General features: G+C 64.5%; 21 protein-coding genes. 13 read left to right on the top strand and 8 right to left on the bottom strand.

What is annotated here, in order from left to right; translation table 11 throughout:
- Window positions 1-38: 38 nt before the first annotated feature.
- Window positions 39-725 (bottom strand): hypothetical protein, encoded by a 687-nt coding sequence (locus BMY19_RS30590; protein WP_139215680.1) that lies wholly within the window; start codon window positions 723-725, stop codon window positions 39-41.
- Window positions 726-862: 137 nt separating this feature from the next.
- On the opposite strand from BMY19_RS30590, the gene BMY19_RS23150 reads away from it, so the two are divergent.
- From BMY19_RS23150 to BMY19_RS23175, 6 genes are all read left to right on the top strand, one after another.
- Entirely contained in the window at window positions 863-1,063 is a 201-nt protein-coding gene (locus BMY19_RS23150) for a MerR family transcriptional regulator (RefSeq protein WP_100253077.1), read from the top strand.
- Window positions 1,064-1,162: 99 nt separating this feature from the next.
- On the top strand, window positions 1,163-1,450 hold the full coding sequence (locus tag BMY19_RS31420; protein WP_100253078.1) for a hypothetical protein: 288 nt from the start codon (window positions 1,163-1,165) through the stop codon (window positions 1,448-1,450).
- A 318-nt stretch (window positions 1,451-1,768) separates the two neighbouring features.
- A complete protein-coding gene (locus BMY19_RS23160; RefSeq protein WP_100253079.1) occupies window positions 1,769-1,999 on the top strand; it encodes a PC4/YdbC family ssDNA-binding protein in 231 nt (76 codons plus the stop codon).
- On the top strand, window positions 1,999-3,399 hold the full coding sequence (locus BMY19_RS23165; protein ID WP_100253080.1) for a replicative DNA helicase: 1,401 nt from the start codon (window positions 1,999-2,001) through the stop codon (window positions 3,397-3,399). Before BMY19_RS23160 ends, BMY19_RS23165 begins: the two co-directional genes overlap by 1 nt.
- Window positions 3,396-4,304 (top strand): DUF1376 domain-containing protein, encoded by a 909-nt coding sequence (locus BMY19_RS23170; protein ID WP_100253081.1) that lies wholly within the window; start codon window positions 3,396-3,398, stop codon window positions 4,302-4,304. The genes BMY19_RS23165 and BMY19_RS23170 overlap by 4 nt, the downstream gene beginning before the upstream one ends.
- Window positions 4,305-4,354: 50 nt before the next feature.
- Window positions 4,355-5,371 carry a helix-turn-helix transcriptional regulator gene (locus tag BMY19_RS23175; RefSeq protein ID WP_100253082.1) on the top strand — a complete coding sequence of 339 codons (1,017 nt, stop codon included), beginning with the start codon at window positions 4,355-4,357 and terminating at the stop codon, window positions 5,369-5,371.
- 500 nt (window positions 5,372-5,871) lie between these two features.
- Here BMY19_RS23175 and BMY19_RS23180 read toward each other — a convergent pair whose 3' ends face one another.
- The 3 genes from BMY19_RS23180 to BMY19_RS23190 form a co-directional block, all read right to left on the bottom strand.
- Window positions 5,872-6,444: a hypothetical protein gene (locus BMY19_RS23180; RefSeq protein WP_100253083.1), complete on the bottom strand. Its 573-nt coding sequence runs from the start codon at window positions 6,442-6,444 to the stop codon at window positions 5,872-5,874.
- A 4-nt stretch (window positions 6,445-6,448) separates the two neighbouring features.
- The gene (locus BMY19_RS23185; RefSeq protein ID WP_139215681.1) at window positions 6,449-6,808 is read right to left on the bottom strand and encodes a hypothetical protein; all 360 of its coding nucleotides are present in this window, start codon (window positions 6,806-6,808) and stop codon (window positions 6,449-6,451) included.
- A gap of 581 nt (window positions 6,809-7,389) precedes the next feature.
- Window positions 7,390-7,677: a hypothetical protein gene (locus BMY19_RS23190; protein ID WP_100253085.1), complete on the bottom strand. Its 288-nt coding sequence runs from the start codon at window positions 7,675-7,677 to the stop codon at window positions 7,390-7,392.
- Between the two features lie 928 nt (window positions 7,678-8,605).
- Here BMY19_RS23190 and BMY19_RS31670 point away from each other — a divergent pair.
- From BMY19_RS31670 to BMY19_RS23220, 4 genes are all read left to right on the top strand, one after another.
- Window positions 8,606-8,731, top strand: a complete 126-nt coding sequence (locus BMY19_RS31670; protein ID WP_280141642.1) for a hypothetical protein — start codon at window positions 8,606-8,608, stop codon at window positions 8,729-8,731.
- Between the two features lie 268 nt (window positions 8,732-8,999).
- On the top strand, window positions 9,000-9,572 hold the full coding sequence (locus BMY19_RS23205) for a Ros/MucR family transcriptional regulator (protein WP_244534992.1): 573 nt from the start codon (window positions 9,000-9,002) through the stop codon (window positions 9,570-9,572).
- A gap of 781 nt (window positions 9,573-10,353) precedes the next feature.
- Window positions 10,354-10,632, top strand: coding sequence for a DUF6894 family protein (locus tag BMY19_RS23215; RefSeq protein ID WP_100253088.1), 279 nt, complete (start codon window positions 10,354-10,356; stop codon window positions 10,630-10,632).
- 115 nt (window positions 10,633-10,747) lie between these two features.
- Window positions 10,748-10,978 carry a DUF6894 family protein gene (locus tag BMY19_RS23220; protein WP_100253089.1) on the top strand — a complete coding sequence of 77 codons (231 nt, stop codon included), beginning with the start codon at window positions 10,748-10,750 and terminating at the stop codon, window positions 10,976-10,978.
- 79 nt (window positions 10,979-11,057) lie between these two features.
- Here BMY19_RS23220 and BMY19_RS23225 read toward each other — a convergent pair whose 3' ends face one another.
- The 3 genes from BMY19_RS23225 to BMY19_RS30595 form a co-directional block, all read right to left on the bottom strand.
- Window positions 11,058-11,774: a thermonuclease family protein gene (locus BMY19_RS23225; protein WP_244534993.1), complete on the bottom strand. Its 717-nt coding sequence runs from the start codon at window positions 11,772-11,774 to the stop codon at window positions 11,058-11,060.
- A 66-nt stretch (window positions 11,775-11,840) separates the two neighbouring features.
- The gene (locus BMY19_RS23230) at window positions 11,841-12,443 is read right to left on the bottom strand and encodes a hypothetical protein (RefSeq protein ID WP_100253091.1); all 603 of its coding nucleotides are present in this window, start codon (window positions 12,441-12,443) and stop codon (window positions 11,841-11,843) included.
- Between the two features lie 51 nt (window positions 12,444-12,494).
- A complete protein-coding gene (locus BMY19_RS30595; RefSeq protein ID WP_139215682.1) occupies window positions 12,495-12,974 on the bottom strand; it encodes a hypothetical protein in 480 nt (159 codons plus the stop codon).
- 147 nt (window positions 12,975-13,121) lie between these two features.
- Between BMY19_RS30595 and BMY19_RS23235 the strand changes: the two genes are divergently transcribed.
- Together BMY19_RS23235 and BMY19_RS23240 are read left to right on the top strand one after the other, a co-directional pair.
- Window positions 13,122-13,352: a hypothetical protein gene (locus BMY19_RS23235; protein WP_100253092.1), complete on the top strand. Its 231-nt coding sequence runs from the start codon at window positions 13,122-13,124 to the stop codon at window positions 13,350-13,352.
- 126 nt (window positions 13,353-13,478) lie between these two features.
- Window positions 13,479-13,703 (top strand): hypothetical protein, encoded by a 225-nt coding sequence (locus BMY19_RS23240; protein ID WP_100253093.1) that lies wholly within the window; start codon window positions 13,479-13,481, stop codon window positions 13,701-13,703.
- Window positions 13,704-13,806: 103 nt separating this feature from the next.
- Here the strand turns inward: BMY19_RS23240 and BMY19_RS23250 are convergent, their stop codons facing one another.
- The gene (locus tag BMY19_RS23250) at window positions 13,807-14,010 is read right to left on the bottom strand and encodes a hypothetical protein (protein WP_100253094.1); all 204 of its coding nucleotides are present in this window, start codon (window positions 14,008-14,010) and stop codon (window positions 13,807-13,809) included.
- Between the two features lie 205 nt (window positions 14,011-14,215).
- Between BMY19_RS23250 and BMY19_RS23255 the strand changes: the two genes are divergently transcribed.
- Window positions 14,216-14,518, top strand: a 303-nt coding sequence (locus tag BMY19_RS23255) for a transposase (protein ID WP_139215683.1), incomplete at its 3' end; no start/stop codon positions are given.

Raw genomic sequence — 14,518 nt, forward strand, 5'->3', positions numbered from 1 at the left:
CAAACGTGACCCCACCTTGTTTGGAAAGATATGGCTCCTTACGGCTTCGGAGTTCTCCGCGCCCGATCCCGGGGGTTAACTTCGTCCATGATGTCTTCAAGCGATCGAGCCGGGCGGTCGAGCGGCGTAGGGGAGCTTGCATCAATCGATGTCGTGCCGTCGCCCGACCAATAATCTACAATGACTTCTCCGAAATCCTCCATTGCCCTGCATTCTTCCCAAATAGAGTCCGAAAGCATGACATCAGAAGCAATGGAATACCCAATTGCTGCTGGAGGCTTCTCATATATATTTTTCGGAGGTTCGCTCATCTTTCCGATGTAACCCTCTGGCGGCGGCGGCAAATCGTCCCCGGTCCAGAATGTTATTCCTGAGATATAATCAAACGCGCTCTTGATGGCAGCTCTAGTCTCTATCTCATTGAGATTTGCGCGCTTTGAAACATTTCTTACGGCCCTGATAGTTTTTGAAATAGTCCTGAAAAGCTCCTGCGTCGCCTTGTCGGAAGCCATTTCCTCAATAAGAGGGATAACAGTTGCCGATAGCTGAAGCCTGTATTCGACTTCTTCGGCAATCGATCGCTGATTTTGTTCCGCACTCTGCTGAATTTGTTCGCGAAGCTTGTCATTTACACGAAAAGCGACCCCATGTCGCTTCACCTCCGAGGCAGGCTTTGGTGGGCGCCCCATGCGCTTTTTGGGTGCCGATTTGGCATCGTCGGTCATGTGTGGCCCCGTTGTGACCACATATCGTTACGCGAGACGTGCAGAAAAGACTAGACCTTGCGTTCAAGGTCCCCTACTTTCCGTTTCTGTAGCCCGTGCACGAAAGTCGGCGCCCGCTACGGCGATGGAGGCCCGCCATGGACCAGGAAGAGTTGAAGCGCCTGCTGCTCAAGACGACGGCCGATGTGAAGCAGACCGCTGCAGCGATCGGGTTCAGCGAGAAGACTGTCCGGAAAGGCATCCGGGACGAGACGATCCCGTGCGTGAAGTTCGGACCGCGCAAGTACCGCGTTCCCACGACCTGGATCGCCGAGAAATTGGGCGCTGTCGCCGCCTGAGCCTGCAATCGACGGGGCTTCCCCCCGCTGTCCGCCCCCTCTCACCACGCCGGCTGCCGCTCGCTTACGCCGGCGCATCCGCAACATCGGGATCCAGACATGACTGAGATCGCGCTTGCTCCGGGACAAAGCTGCTCAGCCCAGCCGGTCTCGTCGCGCCTGCTCCGCCGCTCCGAAGCGGCGCATCACATCAGCGAGAAGCACTTTCCTTGTTCGCCGAGGACACTGGCGAAGCTCGCTGTCGTCGGGGGCTCGCCTCCGTTCCGGAAGGCTGGGCGGATCCCGCTCTACGCGGTTTCCGATCTCGACGAGTGGGCGAGGAGAAAGCTCGGGCCCAGGGTCTCGTCGACAGCCGAACTGCGGCAAGCCACGAGCCGGGCCGCTTAACGAAACCGCCGGCCCCGAAAATCAGGACCGGCGGCGGATGTCATGCGGTACTTCAGCACCACCGCATTTAAGGCATCCGGCGTTCCGCGCCAAGCTTTTTCGGACCGGCACCCATTCAGAAGGTGCCAGTATGTTGAACAACACCGATCGCTCCTCTGCCCGACGGCGCCCCCGCTCCGTCCCGACTTGCTCTCCCGAACTTCCTTCTGTCGAGGACCTGCGCACGCGGGTCGTTCTCGGACGCGTCCGTAGTCCGGAGCTGGCAGCGGTGATCGCGAGCTTGGCCTATCCCGTTCATGAGGATTGGAGGACTCGCGCATGAGCGAACCTCGCACCATCGCCGTCCTGAAGAAGAACAACACCGAAGAGCTGCGCGTCCGGCTCACTGAGACCGGGGGCTGCGTCCTGGTGGACCTCAGGGTGTTCACCCCGACTATGCGGTCCGAGGGGGAGCCGCGGCCGACCCGGAACGGCATCTGCCTCATCCGCACCAGGCTTCCTGAGCTGATCGAAGCGCTTCAGGCGGCCGAGCGGGCAGGGGGGCAGTGATGGAAACTGGCATTACCTCACCCCCCAACGCCGTTGAGGCCGAGAAGGCCCTGCTCGGCGCAATCCTGCACAGCCCGGGCGCCATCGATCGCGTCCGGCACATCGTCGAACCCGACGACTTCTTCGAGGAGGTCAACGGTTGGCTCTACGAGGCCATGTGTGCCCGGCGCGATGCCGGGGACCATATCGACATCCGCCTCGTGATGACGGTGCTCGGCAACCGCGATCTCGGCAGTGTCACCGTGGGCCAGTACCTCGCCCGACTCGGCGCCGAGGCGACGACGATCGTCAACGCACCGCACTACGCGAAAGCCGTCCGCGAAGCTTCGCGGATGCGCCGGCTGCTCGAGACTGCCACGGCAGCCCAGGCTGCCATGAGCACCGGCGCCGTCACAGACCCGTCGGGCTATGCCGCTCAGATGATCGAGGATCTGGACGAGCTCGCATCCGGAGGCGTTGCCGAGCACATGCGTCGGATCTCGATCGGTCGCAGCGCGGCCAACGTGATCGAGCGGGTTCAGCAGGCCCGAGCTGGCCACGTCCGCTTCGGCGCCCCGTTTGGCCTGCCGTCGCTCGACAAGGCCACGCTCGGGATGCGCGAGAACCAGCTCGTGATCCTCGCGGGCCGCCCCGGCATGGGCAAAACCACCGCTGGCATCCACTTCTCGATCGCCTCGGCTCGGTCCGGCTGCGGGGTAATCTTCATCTCGCTGGAGATGGATGCGGGTGAACTGTCCGAACGGGCCCTGGCGGCCTGCGCCTACGATCCGCGCGCCAACGACGTGCTGACCTACCGCGCCATTGCCCAGGGCCGCGAGATCTCCGACGCTGGCCTGATGCGGCTCGTGGAGGCGCAGCGAATCCTCGACCGGCTGCCGCTGGAGATAGAGCAGCAGCCAGGCCTCACCGTAGCTCAGATCGCCGCCCGGGTGCGCCAGTACCGCCTCAAGCTGGAGCGGGCAGGGGGCTTTCTCGGACTCGTCGTCATCGACCACATCGGCCTGATTCGCCCGTCCAAGCGCTACGCCGGCAACCGGGTCCAGGAACTGACGGAGATCACTGGCAGCCTGAAGGGCCTAGCGAAGGAGCTGGGCGCGCCCGTACTGGCCCTCTCGCAGCTCAACAGGACCGTCGAGAACCGCGACGACAAGCGGCCCAAGCTGGCGGACCTCCGCGATTCGGGTTCGGTCGAGCAAGACGCAGACGTTGTGATCGCCCTATTCCGAGAGGCCTACTACCTCGAGCATCAGGTCCAGCGCTCCGACGAGGAGGAGGACCGTCTCGCACGCTGCCAGAACGAGCTCGAGATCGAGATCCTGAAGCAGCGGTCAGGTCCGACGACGCGGGTGACCTGCTTCTGCGACGTCGCCTGCAACATGCTTGCCGAGGTGGCGCGATGAGCCAGTTTCCGACCATGCCGGTCGGCGTCGACCGGCACATAGCCGACACGGCGCACATGACCAACGAGGAGGCGGGAGCATACTTCCGCCTGCAGGTTTTCGCATGGCGGTCGCCCGGTTGCTGCCTCCCTGACGACGACATTCGGCTGGCCCGGATGCTCGGCACCACGCCCAAGCGTTGGGCCACTTTGAAGCCAATCGTACTGGCCAATTGGACCTTAATTGAGGGCAATTGGCGCAACGATCAGGTCGCTCGCGAGCATCAATTCGTCAGCGAAAAAGTTGAGCGGAAACGCGCTGCTGGGAAGCTCGGCGGTCGGCCTAAGCCATTGGAATTACAGGATGCAGGTGAAGCATTAGGTTCTGAAATTGAAAAGCAAACAGAAAGCGAAACGAAAGCAGCTAAAGCTAAAGCTACATATACCCCTATAGTCCCCACGGGGGACGAGCCCGAAGGCTTCCCGAAGTTCAAGGCCGTGTACCCGAAGCGGAACGTCGCGTTCCCGACGACGCTGGCCCGAAAACGATGGCGGGAGGCTTGCCGACGAGGCGCCAGCCCGGATGAGATCATCGCAGGAGCCACGGCCTACGCCGCCGAGCAGAGGCGCATCGGCAAGGTTGGCACTGAGTTCGTGAAGACCGCCGATGCGTGGCTGAACCAGCAGCGCTGGCGGGACTACGCGCCGGGCGCCACCGACCCACCTGCGCCACCGGCGGCGCCTGTCCCCGACGAGACCTGGCGGGAGCGAGTGCGCCGATGGAAGGCCACCGGCGGTCACTGGCCCTGGAAGGGTAGCGATCCACCCGACAGCCCGAAGACGGGCGTCCCGAGGCACATCCTCGACGAGTGCGGGATCGGCTCCCCGAGCGGCCGCCCCGAGCTCAGACTGGCCGGAGTTGCCTGATGACGACCTCCACCGCAGCCGTTCGAGGCGTACCGACCGGAGCCCCGCGCATGACCGCCTGCCTCGAGACTTTCGCGAAGGTGCGGGCGCTCCACGATGGCACCGCCAATCCGGGCGAGAAGGCATCGGCCGCCGCCAGGATGAAGACGCTCGCGGCCAAGGCCGGGATGACGGTCGACGAAGCGGTGTCCAAGTTGGACACGCCGCCGGTGACGATTGTCGCAAGCCGCACGGTCGACATGGGGAGCTTCTTCGACACCCCGTACCTCCGCGAGCAGCTGGCCGAGCGCGAACGCGAGCGCGTCGCCCGCTGGCGCGAGGTCCTGGACGAGTACGGCACCGAGGAAGCGGTGTTCGAGCCCGGCCCGATAGAGAGCGCCCTGGACGAGGCCGCCGCCCGGTTCGGTCCTGACCCCGGCTGGGACGCCTACCCGCTGAGCGAGGTCCCGGCCCCGATCGTGGCGACTGTCGAGGCGGCTTGGCCGATGCCGACGACCGTCCGAGAGGCATGGATCGAGTTCGCGTTCTGGGACAAGCTATCGCACGACCGCGAGGCGTGCGGGACGGCCTGCGGGGACCAGTCGCCTCCGTCGCAGATCCGCTGCCGCCTCTTGGAGCGGGTGTTGGATGAGGCTCCGGCGTTGTCGATGAACGACTTGCGCGCCCGCGTGTCATGGTTCGAGCACCTGGACAGCCGGGATGCGCGGGAGCACGGGGGCCGGCTCGCCACGCTCCGCGCCGACATCGAGCGCATGGGCCAGCGGATCCGTGAGCAGAATTCTGAGACCGTCCAATCAGGACAGGATCAGGGCCACCTGCGGCCCGCACCTCATTCGTCAGCGTCATCAGGCACATTGACCGCGAACCCACCTGATCGCCTCGCACCCGTCCAATCTGGACACCGCGAAGGGCGCAACACTTCGAGCCCCTCTTTCCACCGCACGAGCGCCGACAAGCGCCGCGACGTGCTCGCTCTCCTCGGCCAGGGCTTCACCGATCGCGAGATTGCCCGTCGTGCCGGAGTGTCCCCGACCACCGTCGGCACCATCAGGAGGCAGCAGACGTGAGCCGCCCTCACATCGCTCAAGAGCAGGTCTCGGCCGCATCTATCCTCGCTCTGCTGCAAGCCATAGAGCGTCACGGGCCCGACGCTCCGGCCGCCATTGCTTTTCGGACAGCCCTCGCGCGCAAGGGGCGGGAAGCGCACGCGGTCGGCGGCCCGCAGGTTCTGGACGAGCTGCAGCGTGAGATCGCGACTGCGGATCCACCCCGTGCCGAGCACCGCGCCGCCGCTCTGGCAGCCGCATGGTCCGGCCTCACAGGAGGCGCCCGATGCCCCCTCGCGAGCACGCCGCCTTCGCTGCCGGCATCGAGACCGCACGTCTATTCGGCGTCTACTTTAGAAGATCGGCGACCATCGCCCCCTCGCGCACGCGCGCGCATGTGGCCTCCGATTATTCCCTCGCGAGCGCGTTAGGGCGTGACATAATTCGCCCAACGGCACGGCTCAGCCGGTTCTAAGCCCTTGCCTGGTCATCTCAATCCCGGCTTTGAATTCGGCTCGAAATCAAACCGGTGGGCGTTTTGGATCCGATGCGTCCTGCCACCGCTGCAGCACCTCTGACATACCCGTCAGTGAACGCGCATCGGCCCGACGGCATGCATCAATCCTCTGCCGATAGGTCCGGTCCCACATCCCCCATGGCCGCGGCGGCAAGGGTTCCATCATGTTCCCCGAGCCGCCGAGCCGGATCCGAAGCTTCTGCGCCTTGCGGATCGCGCGATGGTGCGGCGCCTCCCGCTGCGATGGGTACGTGATCCCGGAGCATCGCCGACAGACGAACGGGTAGAGGATCGCAGCTCGCCGCTTGCAGCACGGGCACAGGAACCAGGCCCGCCGCCCGCCAAGCCGCTGTGGAGTGTAGACGAGCCCCACGAACGCCATGCGATCGCCGAACGAGATCAGCACCTCGTCGCAGTCCGCCTGCATGGTCGCCGTGACCTCGCAGACGATCTGCCCGGCATAGCGCTTCGTCAGCACCGCGGACGTGCCCGGCCTGAGCGACCCCGATCGCTTCAGCGTCCGCACGTCGACCTCGGGTAATCCCTCCGGCGTGGCGTAGCGCGAGATTGCCGGCATGGGATCAGCCTCGCCCGGCCCGCAGCTCGGCAACCCGGGAAGCGACCGGCGGCCAGATCGACAAGTCCGCCGCGAACCGCGCCTCGTCTACCTCGCCCGCCTCCGTCGAGTAGTGTTGGCGGAACGTCGCCCAGAACCGTTCCGCCGGCACGCGCTCCAGCAGGTCCCCGATGCCAGCGACTGCGAGGAAGGACCGCACGTCGGCCGGCGAGCACGCCAAGATACCAACCAGGGCGCTGTGCAGTCGCCCTTCGGCTTCCGACGCTACCCCGCTGCTGTGCCCCATTCCGGCCCTCCGAGCGGCCTGCGATACCCTTTTGATTTCCCGCCGCCGTTCCGAAATCTTGTGCGAACGTTCCGCCATGATCGCCTCCGATCAACTGCTCCGCATTGCTCTCAACGGCTGACGCCTCGTGCGCTCACTGCTGCCCAATCCCCGCCGTGGCCTTACCCCCGTCCGTCAGCCTCACCGCGGATCCTGGCCCACAATGAGCTATCCGCTCGACAAGCCCACGCCGCTCCAGCAGGGCGAACACCCGGGAGGGGTTGCCGCCCTCACCGTCTCGCGGGGCCGATCTGATCTGATTGGGAGCTCGTCGCGCAGCTTGCTCCGCGAGGGCCGCTTGCCTCTGTCGCTCCTCTGCGCGTGCCGCCAATCGGGTCTCTGCAAGCATTACCCCGGCCTCGTACTCATGATGGCCCAGGGCCACGAGCCGCCGGCATCCTTCGAGCTGGGATCGGATCAGCTGTTCCTCAGGATCGATCGGAGGTGCGCGCACCGGGCGTCTCTGGGGCGAGACAGCCGAGATAACCTCTGCGGCCGACCGCCAGCCGGGACCGCGCTCGCGATCCATCGCCTGCAACGCCGCCAGCACAGCACGTTGCTGCCTGCCGAGTCCCCGGCTCATGGCGCATCCGTAAGTGTCGGATTTCGACGATAGAGCATCACATGACCTGCATCGTCACTGACCCATCGTCCGGGTCGACCCCTTCGACGCACGGCCCGGAAACCCCCATCTGGATCAGGACCTCAAGCCCTCGGTTGCAGGCCGCTGCCAGCCTAACGCTGTCGTCGCTCGGCAGAACGCCCATCAGCTCCAGCATGGTCGCGCCGATGGCGGCCTCACGGGCACCTGGTTTGAGCCCCAGCGCCCCGACCCGTTCGCGCATGAAGGCATCGACCGCGTTCTCTGCGATGACGCGCGCTGCGGTCTCGGCGTCGAATCCCTGCATGATTACACCCCCAGAAACTTCGCGCTGCGCTCGCTCGGCCAAGCGTGCAGGTAGTGCCCTGCTTACTCACCACCGAGATGCGCCGCCGACCCTGCGGAGGGCGGCGCCGACTCGCGTACTCCTGGCTGCCCCAACCGGCCCCAGGCGTCGTGATACTCCGGTAGAGTGTAGGCTTTCGGCTGAAGCCAGTAAGACACCTTGCCCGCCGTGTTGACGCCGCGGTGCGCCCCGTCCCTCACCTCGTCCAGTGTCAGGACGTAGCAAGTCGGAGTTGCCGTGTTCGCTTCGACCGTGACGACCCACCATTGCGAGCGGAGAGTGCGCAGGCTCCCGCCCAGCGGAACCGGCGCTTTCTTGGACAGCGCTTTGGACTGGATGGGCCACACGACTCGCTCATCGGCGCTTGCCGCGTAGAGATCGGCGCCTCGGGCGTTCCGCACGGTCGGCATCACGTGCCAACCCCGGCGCGATAGCTCGCGGGCCACATGGTAGAGGCCGGCGTTCCCAGTAAGATGGGCTGCTGCCATTACAGGAACCCGCTCCCCGTGTGCACCTTGAAGGTTTTCGCCCACTAGTTGCTCAGCAATCGCCAACGCGACATCATCATCGCTAGGCGCTACATAGCGCATGTCGCTCCGGCCCTCAGGCCGAACGGCATTGGGCCGAACCACGTTATCACGGGATCCGGTCCACATTCGTGGCCATTTGCAATCAGACAGCCGAGTTCATCGTCACCGCACTGTCGCTTGCGCCGCCGGTCATCCGCGGTAACCGAGCCGCCGGCCGGTTCATGTCAGGCGTAGAAGCCGAGGCCGAAGCTGCCGCTGATCGAACCGTACCCCTGTGTGGCTGCGCCCGTGCCCGGCTGCACGGGCATCGGGCGCATCGCGATCTGCACGGGTGAGGTCTCGAGCTCGGCAACGGCACGATGAGGATGCCGGACGGGTCGATCCGGTCAATCACCCGCAGCGGCCTGGAAATCCCGGACGCGCCGACGGGCGGCATCGGTGCTGCCGTCAACGGCCGCGGCGGCATCGGTGCGCACGTCGAATAGTCCGGCCTCCGGCGCAGCGGCCTCAGGGCGACGGCGCTGCGGGTGCGCGGCCGCGGGGGTATTTCGGCAGACCTCGGCGTCAGCGAGCCCGGCGCCAAGGAAGACCTGAGCGACTGGACCTGAGGGCATGGACTTCCCTCAGACATACTCAGCAATTGACCCTGAGACCGGTGGATATCCAACGTTCTCCGCTGCCCCAGCATAGATACGCCTTGACTAGGCATCGATGTTGCTGCGTGGATCTCAGCCACATACGCAGGAGGCTTCATTGAACGACATTACATCAACCTCGGCTCCGGATCAGAGCAGCCTAATCGAGCTCACGGCCGATATCGTGTCCGCTTACGTCTCGAAGAACTCTGTGCCTACGTCCGAAATGCCGGCGCTTCTGTCCGCAATCCATAGCGCGCTGAACGGGTTGAGCAGCCCTGCTACCCCGGCTGAGTCTAAGGTCGACCGTGCCACTCCGAGCCAGGTCCGGAAGTCGATCACGCACGACGCGCTGATCAGCTTCGAAGACGGCCGACCGTACAAGACCCTGAAGCGGCATCTGAAGGGAGTGGGCCTCACCCCGGACGAGTACCGGGCGAAGTGGGGCCTGCCGGTCGACTACCCGATGACCGCCCCAAGCTACTCCGAGATGCGCTCGGCGCTGGCGAAGAATGCCGGCCTCGGCAACCTGCGCCGGAACGCGGCCGCAAAGGCTGCCGTCGCTGACGAGACGGTTGCGGAGGCGCCCAAGGCCCGGGGCCGAAAGAAGGCGGCCGAGCCAGTGGCCGCAGCGGCTGAGAAGCCTGCTCGCGGCCGCAAGACGAAGAAGGCTGCTGTCGCCGCGGAGTGAGGCTGCCTGGCGGGGGAGCGGTAGGGAACCGCCGACCCGCCCGCGGGTCTACCTCGCATCCCTGAGCAATCACCTCGAACCGCCCGGCTCCGGCCGCGGCGGTTTTTTCGCGCCCTCTGGCCCGCCGCTTGCGACGGTCCGGCATTCCTCCCAGGGATCCACTTAGCCCCGCCGGCACCGCCGAGCGGGGCTTTTTCATGCGGCGGAGGTCGCATCACATCCTCGCGCGCACACCCCGCGGAGACATGCCGGTAACCATTCTGGCGCACTGCTGCGCTGCAACAGCGAGTGCCATGATGCCCAGTCGGCAACCCACCTTGCCCCGCCCCCTGACGGCGGCACCCTCTAGCCTGGAAACGACGATCCTCGCAGATCGAACCTTGGGTTCCGGGGGATGGGATGCGCGTGCAGCTATGACTCGTGCGACCGAAGCAGCAGTCTGCCAACGCAGTGCGCCTGCGATGCGCTTGGCCGCATAGCCCTGGCGGACAGCTTCCCTCGCTGATCTGAGCTCGCCCGGTCAGCCGGCGCGGGCTTTTTCGTGCCTCGCACCCCCCGAACGGGTGATGTCGCTGCGCCCGACGCGCTGCTATCCCGTCAGCGAGACTCCACACCTTCAGCCCCGCCGGCACTGCCGCGCGGGGCTTTTTCATCGGCTCGCGCTGACCCAGGTGAGTGTGGACAAGGCGCCATTGTGCGAGGGTAGACCATCGCTAGCAGATTGCCTCGGGCGCTGGCGGCCGAGAGTGACGTGCGCTCCCGCCCACCAGCGGGGACTGGCATGTCACGCCTCTTTTTTGATTTTCACGATGGGCAGGCGTTCCTGCGCGATCCTATAGGCTTTGAATGCAGGGATCGTGAAGTGATAAGGAATGAGGCTGTGCGAGCTTTGTCGCTTATGGCCAAAGAAATCATTCCCGAGAAGGGCGAAACCCAAGCCTTTACGGTCATTGTTCGCAATGCCGCCAACGCAACTGTCTACACAGCGACCGTATCGTTCGCTGGCCTCTGGCTGGGAGAGCTCCCAATCCCTCCCGGCGAACAGGACCCGTTCGATTGAACCGGCGATCGGTGCCCCGCTGATCGCCCAGCCAAGTTGCGTCCCGGCAACAATCAGCGAACCGTCTGTGGCGCCTCGGGTTTGAGCCACCGGGGCCCTGACTTCGGAGGCGTGAGTGTCGCGCTACTTCATCAGCACAGCCAACGGCCACGTGGTCGAGGACGACGAGGGCGTAGAGCTATCAAGCCGCGGGGCACTGCGCGCCATGCTCGGGAGGACGTTGACGGCGATCCTCCACGACGAATGCGCGATCAACGGGGCGACCGAGTGCAGCGCCCGAGCCTACGACGAAGATGGCAAGCTCGTGATGCAGGCGCGGGCCAGCATCGACATCGCGGATCAGTAGGCACTCGGCTCACACGCGGGTGAGATCGGACGTTCCCCCGCCCCCTGAGCAGATCGGGGCGGGGCCGACTCTCACTGGATCACCCCCGCGCCGCCCGCCAGCCCGCCGCCTTCGCCTCGTCCTCGCTGCAGAACATGCGCTCGCCGGAGCTCGTGGTGATGACGGTCCGGTCGTAGTCACGGGTCCCGGGCAGATGATAGATCTTGTCGCCCTTGTGCGAGATGTTGCCCTTGATGGCGCAGGCGCCCTGTGTGGGCGCCGGAGCGGCCGCCGGGGGCTTCTCCATCTCCGGCCGGGTCTCGACCCCGCTGGCGCGCTTGGCGCGGCGCCAGTCCGACGGCGGGTCGAAGGTGCCAGCCCAGAGCCCGCGCTTCAGCGCCCTTGCGCTGGTCTCGGCCCCGACGTAGTCGCGCGAGTAACGCTGGTAGGCTGTGGCGTAGCCCTGGCTGACCATCCAGGCGTTCAGGTCCTCGTCGCCCTTCCGGCAGACGGCAACGGTGCGGCCGTACCGGTCGGTGTCGCGGGGCTCGCACGAGATGTTGGCCTCGCCGATCCGGTCCGCCAGAGCGAGCGCCGCGACCTGCCCGCAGCGGTAGGACTTGCCGGCGGCGTCTTGGCAGAGCTGCGCGCTCTCAGGCGCATCGATGCCGTGCAGGCGGATGCGGGTACTGCGGATCACCACGGTGTCGCCGTCCGTGACGGAGGCGCGGCCAACGATCGGCTCGGCGGCCAGGGACGGACCGGTGAGTAGCAGGAGGACGGCGAGGGCTGTGCGCATCTTTGAGCGATAGCGCATCTCTGCCTGCGGGGAAGCCCGTCGAAGAGGTCGCGCGGCGCAGCGCCACGCAAGTTTGCAAGTGGGCTAATCGGCTGCCCAGCATGCCTCTCGCTCGCCGAGATCCTTGACCGACCCTCGTTGAAACGAGCTGCCGGTCCAGACAATCTCCTCGAACTTGCAGCGCTCATCTGCGATATAGCGAGCGGCAATCAACCGGCTGTTGACTTGGTACTTCATGTCGAGCGACAGCATATCCTCACCCCCGAGAGGGGAGTCGAACACGCGCCCCGTCTGCACGTCGACCACAGGCACGAAAACGCAACTGGATCCGCAGCCGATCGTCACGAGGGCAAGGTGCCCCGCGAAGTTTGGGCCGGCCTTGGCCCCGGCGAGGATGCGGGTTCTGTAGGAGGCGTGCTGGCGGTCACGTCCTCGGAAATCCGGGAGACCGATGGGGCCGCGGTACGGAGCAACGGCATAGGCAGCGAAGTCTGGCGCCTTAGGCTTGGTCGCCGTGGTAGGGGCGCTGGGCGCTGCCTGAGCCGCCGGCTTCGACACATCGTCGAAGCACCGCAGTCGGAGCAGTGAGTCCTTCACGTCCCGGCAGGCGGCAATGTCCGACGCGCTCTGAGCCTGCGCCCCACCAGCAGCGACGACGAGAGCGAGTGCGGCGAGGGCTGTGCGCATCCCGGCATCGTAGGCACCGGACCGACACTGTCTAGAGACACAAAAAGCGGGCTATGCCCGCTTTCTCACGCGATCAGGAACCAAGCCAGGCTCCTTCAAGCTGCAAGCCAGAGCGCCATCACGACACTCAAGAGCAAGCATATCGTTGTCAGGGACCATATGTCCTTCGGCTTTTCTAACTAAAAACCTTTGGACTCGGATAGTTCTTTTCTTTTTTCTAACGATGCTAGTGACTGTAAATTTCTGAAGTCGGCTCTCATTCGAGAAATAACCTTCCTCGTCTTCCATCAAAGCATCGAGGATATCCTCGGAATATTTCTCTAAAGCTTCAATATGCTCGTTTAATATCTCTCCGTGGGACGCCAGATCGTCTACAAGCTCTAGTCCTCTCTGGCAAACCTCGGTCGAATCACTGATTCTCATAATGTGCGCTGTGCCTAACAAGGCCGCAGCCATTCTAGTGAGGATCGCCAGTGCATGACCATCAAATTCTACTGCCGGCTCACACGACCATTCAACGATCTCGCCCATCGGAACAATCCTCTTGCGCTGTCACCGCACAATGCTCACATATATGAAAACCGCGCGGAAACCAAGTGGTCTGCACGCAGTTAATCATTGACTGACGCGCGGTTTCGCTACTATGGTGATGGCCCGACAGCCTCGGAGATTCCCGCTATGACCGATAGAACCAAGCAGTTGTCCTTCGTGGCCGATGAGGAGACGCTTGCCCTAATCGGAGCACTGAAGGTCGACCTCAAGGCGCCCACCACGGCCGCTGTCTTTCGTAAAGCCCTGGCTCTAGCCAAGGTCGCGGCAGAGCAGGCTCGCCAGTCGGACGGCATCGTCACGGTGCGCGGCAAAGGCCAGCCCGCGACTGAAGAGATCGCTGTCGCGCTCAGGGCCTGAAGGCCGCGCCGCCAGACAATGAATGACCCAATACCGCTTAGTCGGCTAGCTCAGACGATCCCTCTTAGGAAGCAGCTTCTTAGCGAAAAGATCGCTGATGAGCTTCTCAAGCTTTTCCGACTATCGGTGTTGTTCACGGTGCTGTTGACCGCCGCGCTGTCGGCGGTCGACTACGTATTTATTGCGTACAAGCTCATGGCGCCTTCTGAACGTCTCATTACTGAGCACGTTTTGATGGCAATCATTGGAGCTACGATCATCCAGTTGGGCGCAGTTGTAGCAGCGATCGTGTACGCCCTTTTCAAGCTCCCTCCGCCTGAGCCTGAAGTCGACGCATCCAACGGCGATTGATCGCCGCTCAGGCGGGCCCGGTCGTACCCTTCCGGAGCCGTACCCCCGGCCCCTCGCCATTCTCCTCGATGAAGATGACGCCGGGGGCTTCGAATGGCGGCAGTCAATTTCCGGCGTCGAAGTACGGATGACCAGCATCGGCTAAGGCGCGGTCGACGGCCTCAATTGCCAGAAGCACCGTACTCAGATCCTCGGCCATGGAGACCGGTGCCAGCTCAATCCCGCCAATGCGCTTGGCGAGCAGGTCGCGCTGGCGCATGAGCGATCCGCAGGCGCGGTGCATGTCTTCAACTTGGTCGGTGTTCATGGCGCCCGCCTTTCGTGATGCGTGCGCCTGCCTACTGCACCTTGCCGTCAGTGTCCTGCAACCATCCAACCTTCTGCGTCTCTTCCAAGAGGCGACTCTTCGGTCAGGCGAGAGGGCTGAAGGCTAGGTAGGGAACTCATACAACCAACTGCTGTTGCTCGTGTTTTCTTCCTGAGATTGGGGTTTCCAGCGCAGGAGGTTCGCGATGGCACGGTTGTTCTGGCTCTCCGATGAAGCCTGGGGGCGGATCGAGCCGCACCTGCCGCACGGCCAACCGGGCAAGCCCCGGGTCGACGACAGGCGAGTGATCAGCGGCATTCTGCATGTGCTGAAGGTCGGCTGCCGCTGGCAGGACACGCCCTCCGCTTACGGTCCGCACACGACGGTCTACAACCGCTACAACAGATGGTCTCAGCGCGGGATCTGGCAGCGGCTGTTCGCCAAGATCGCGGCCACAGGCCCCGTGCCAGATGAGTTGATGCTCGACGCGTCCCACGTGAAGGCCCAC

Origin of the sequence: Methylobacterium sp. UNC300MFChir4.1 (assembly GCF_900110155.1) — a bacterium.
In the GTDB taxonomy this organism is placed as follows: domain Bacteria; phylum Pseudomonadota; class Alphaproteobacteria; order Rhizobiales; family Beijerinckiaceae; genus Methylobacterium.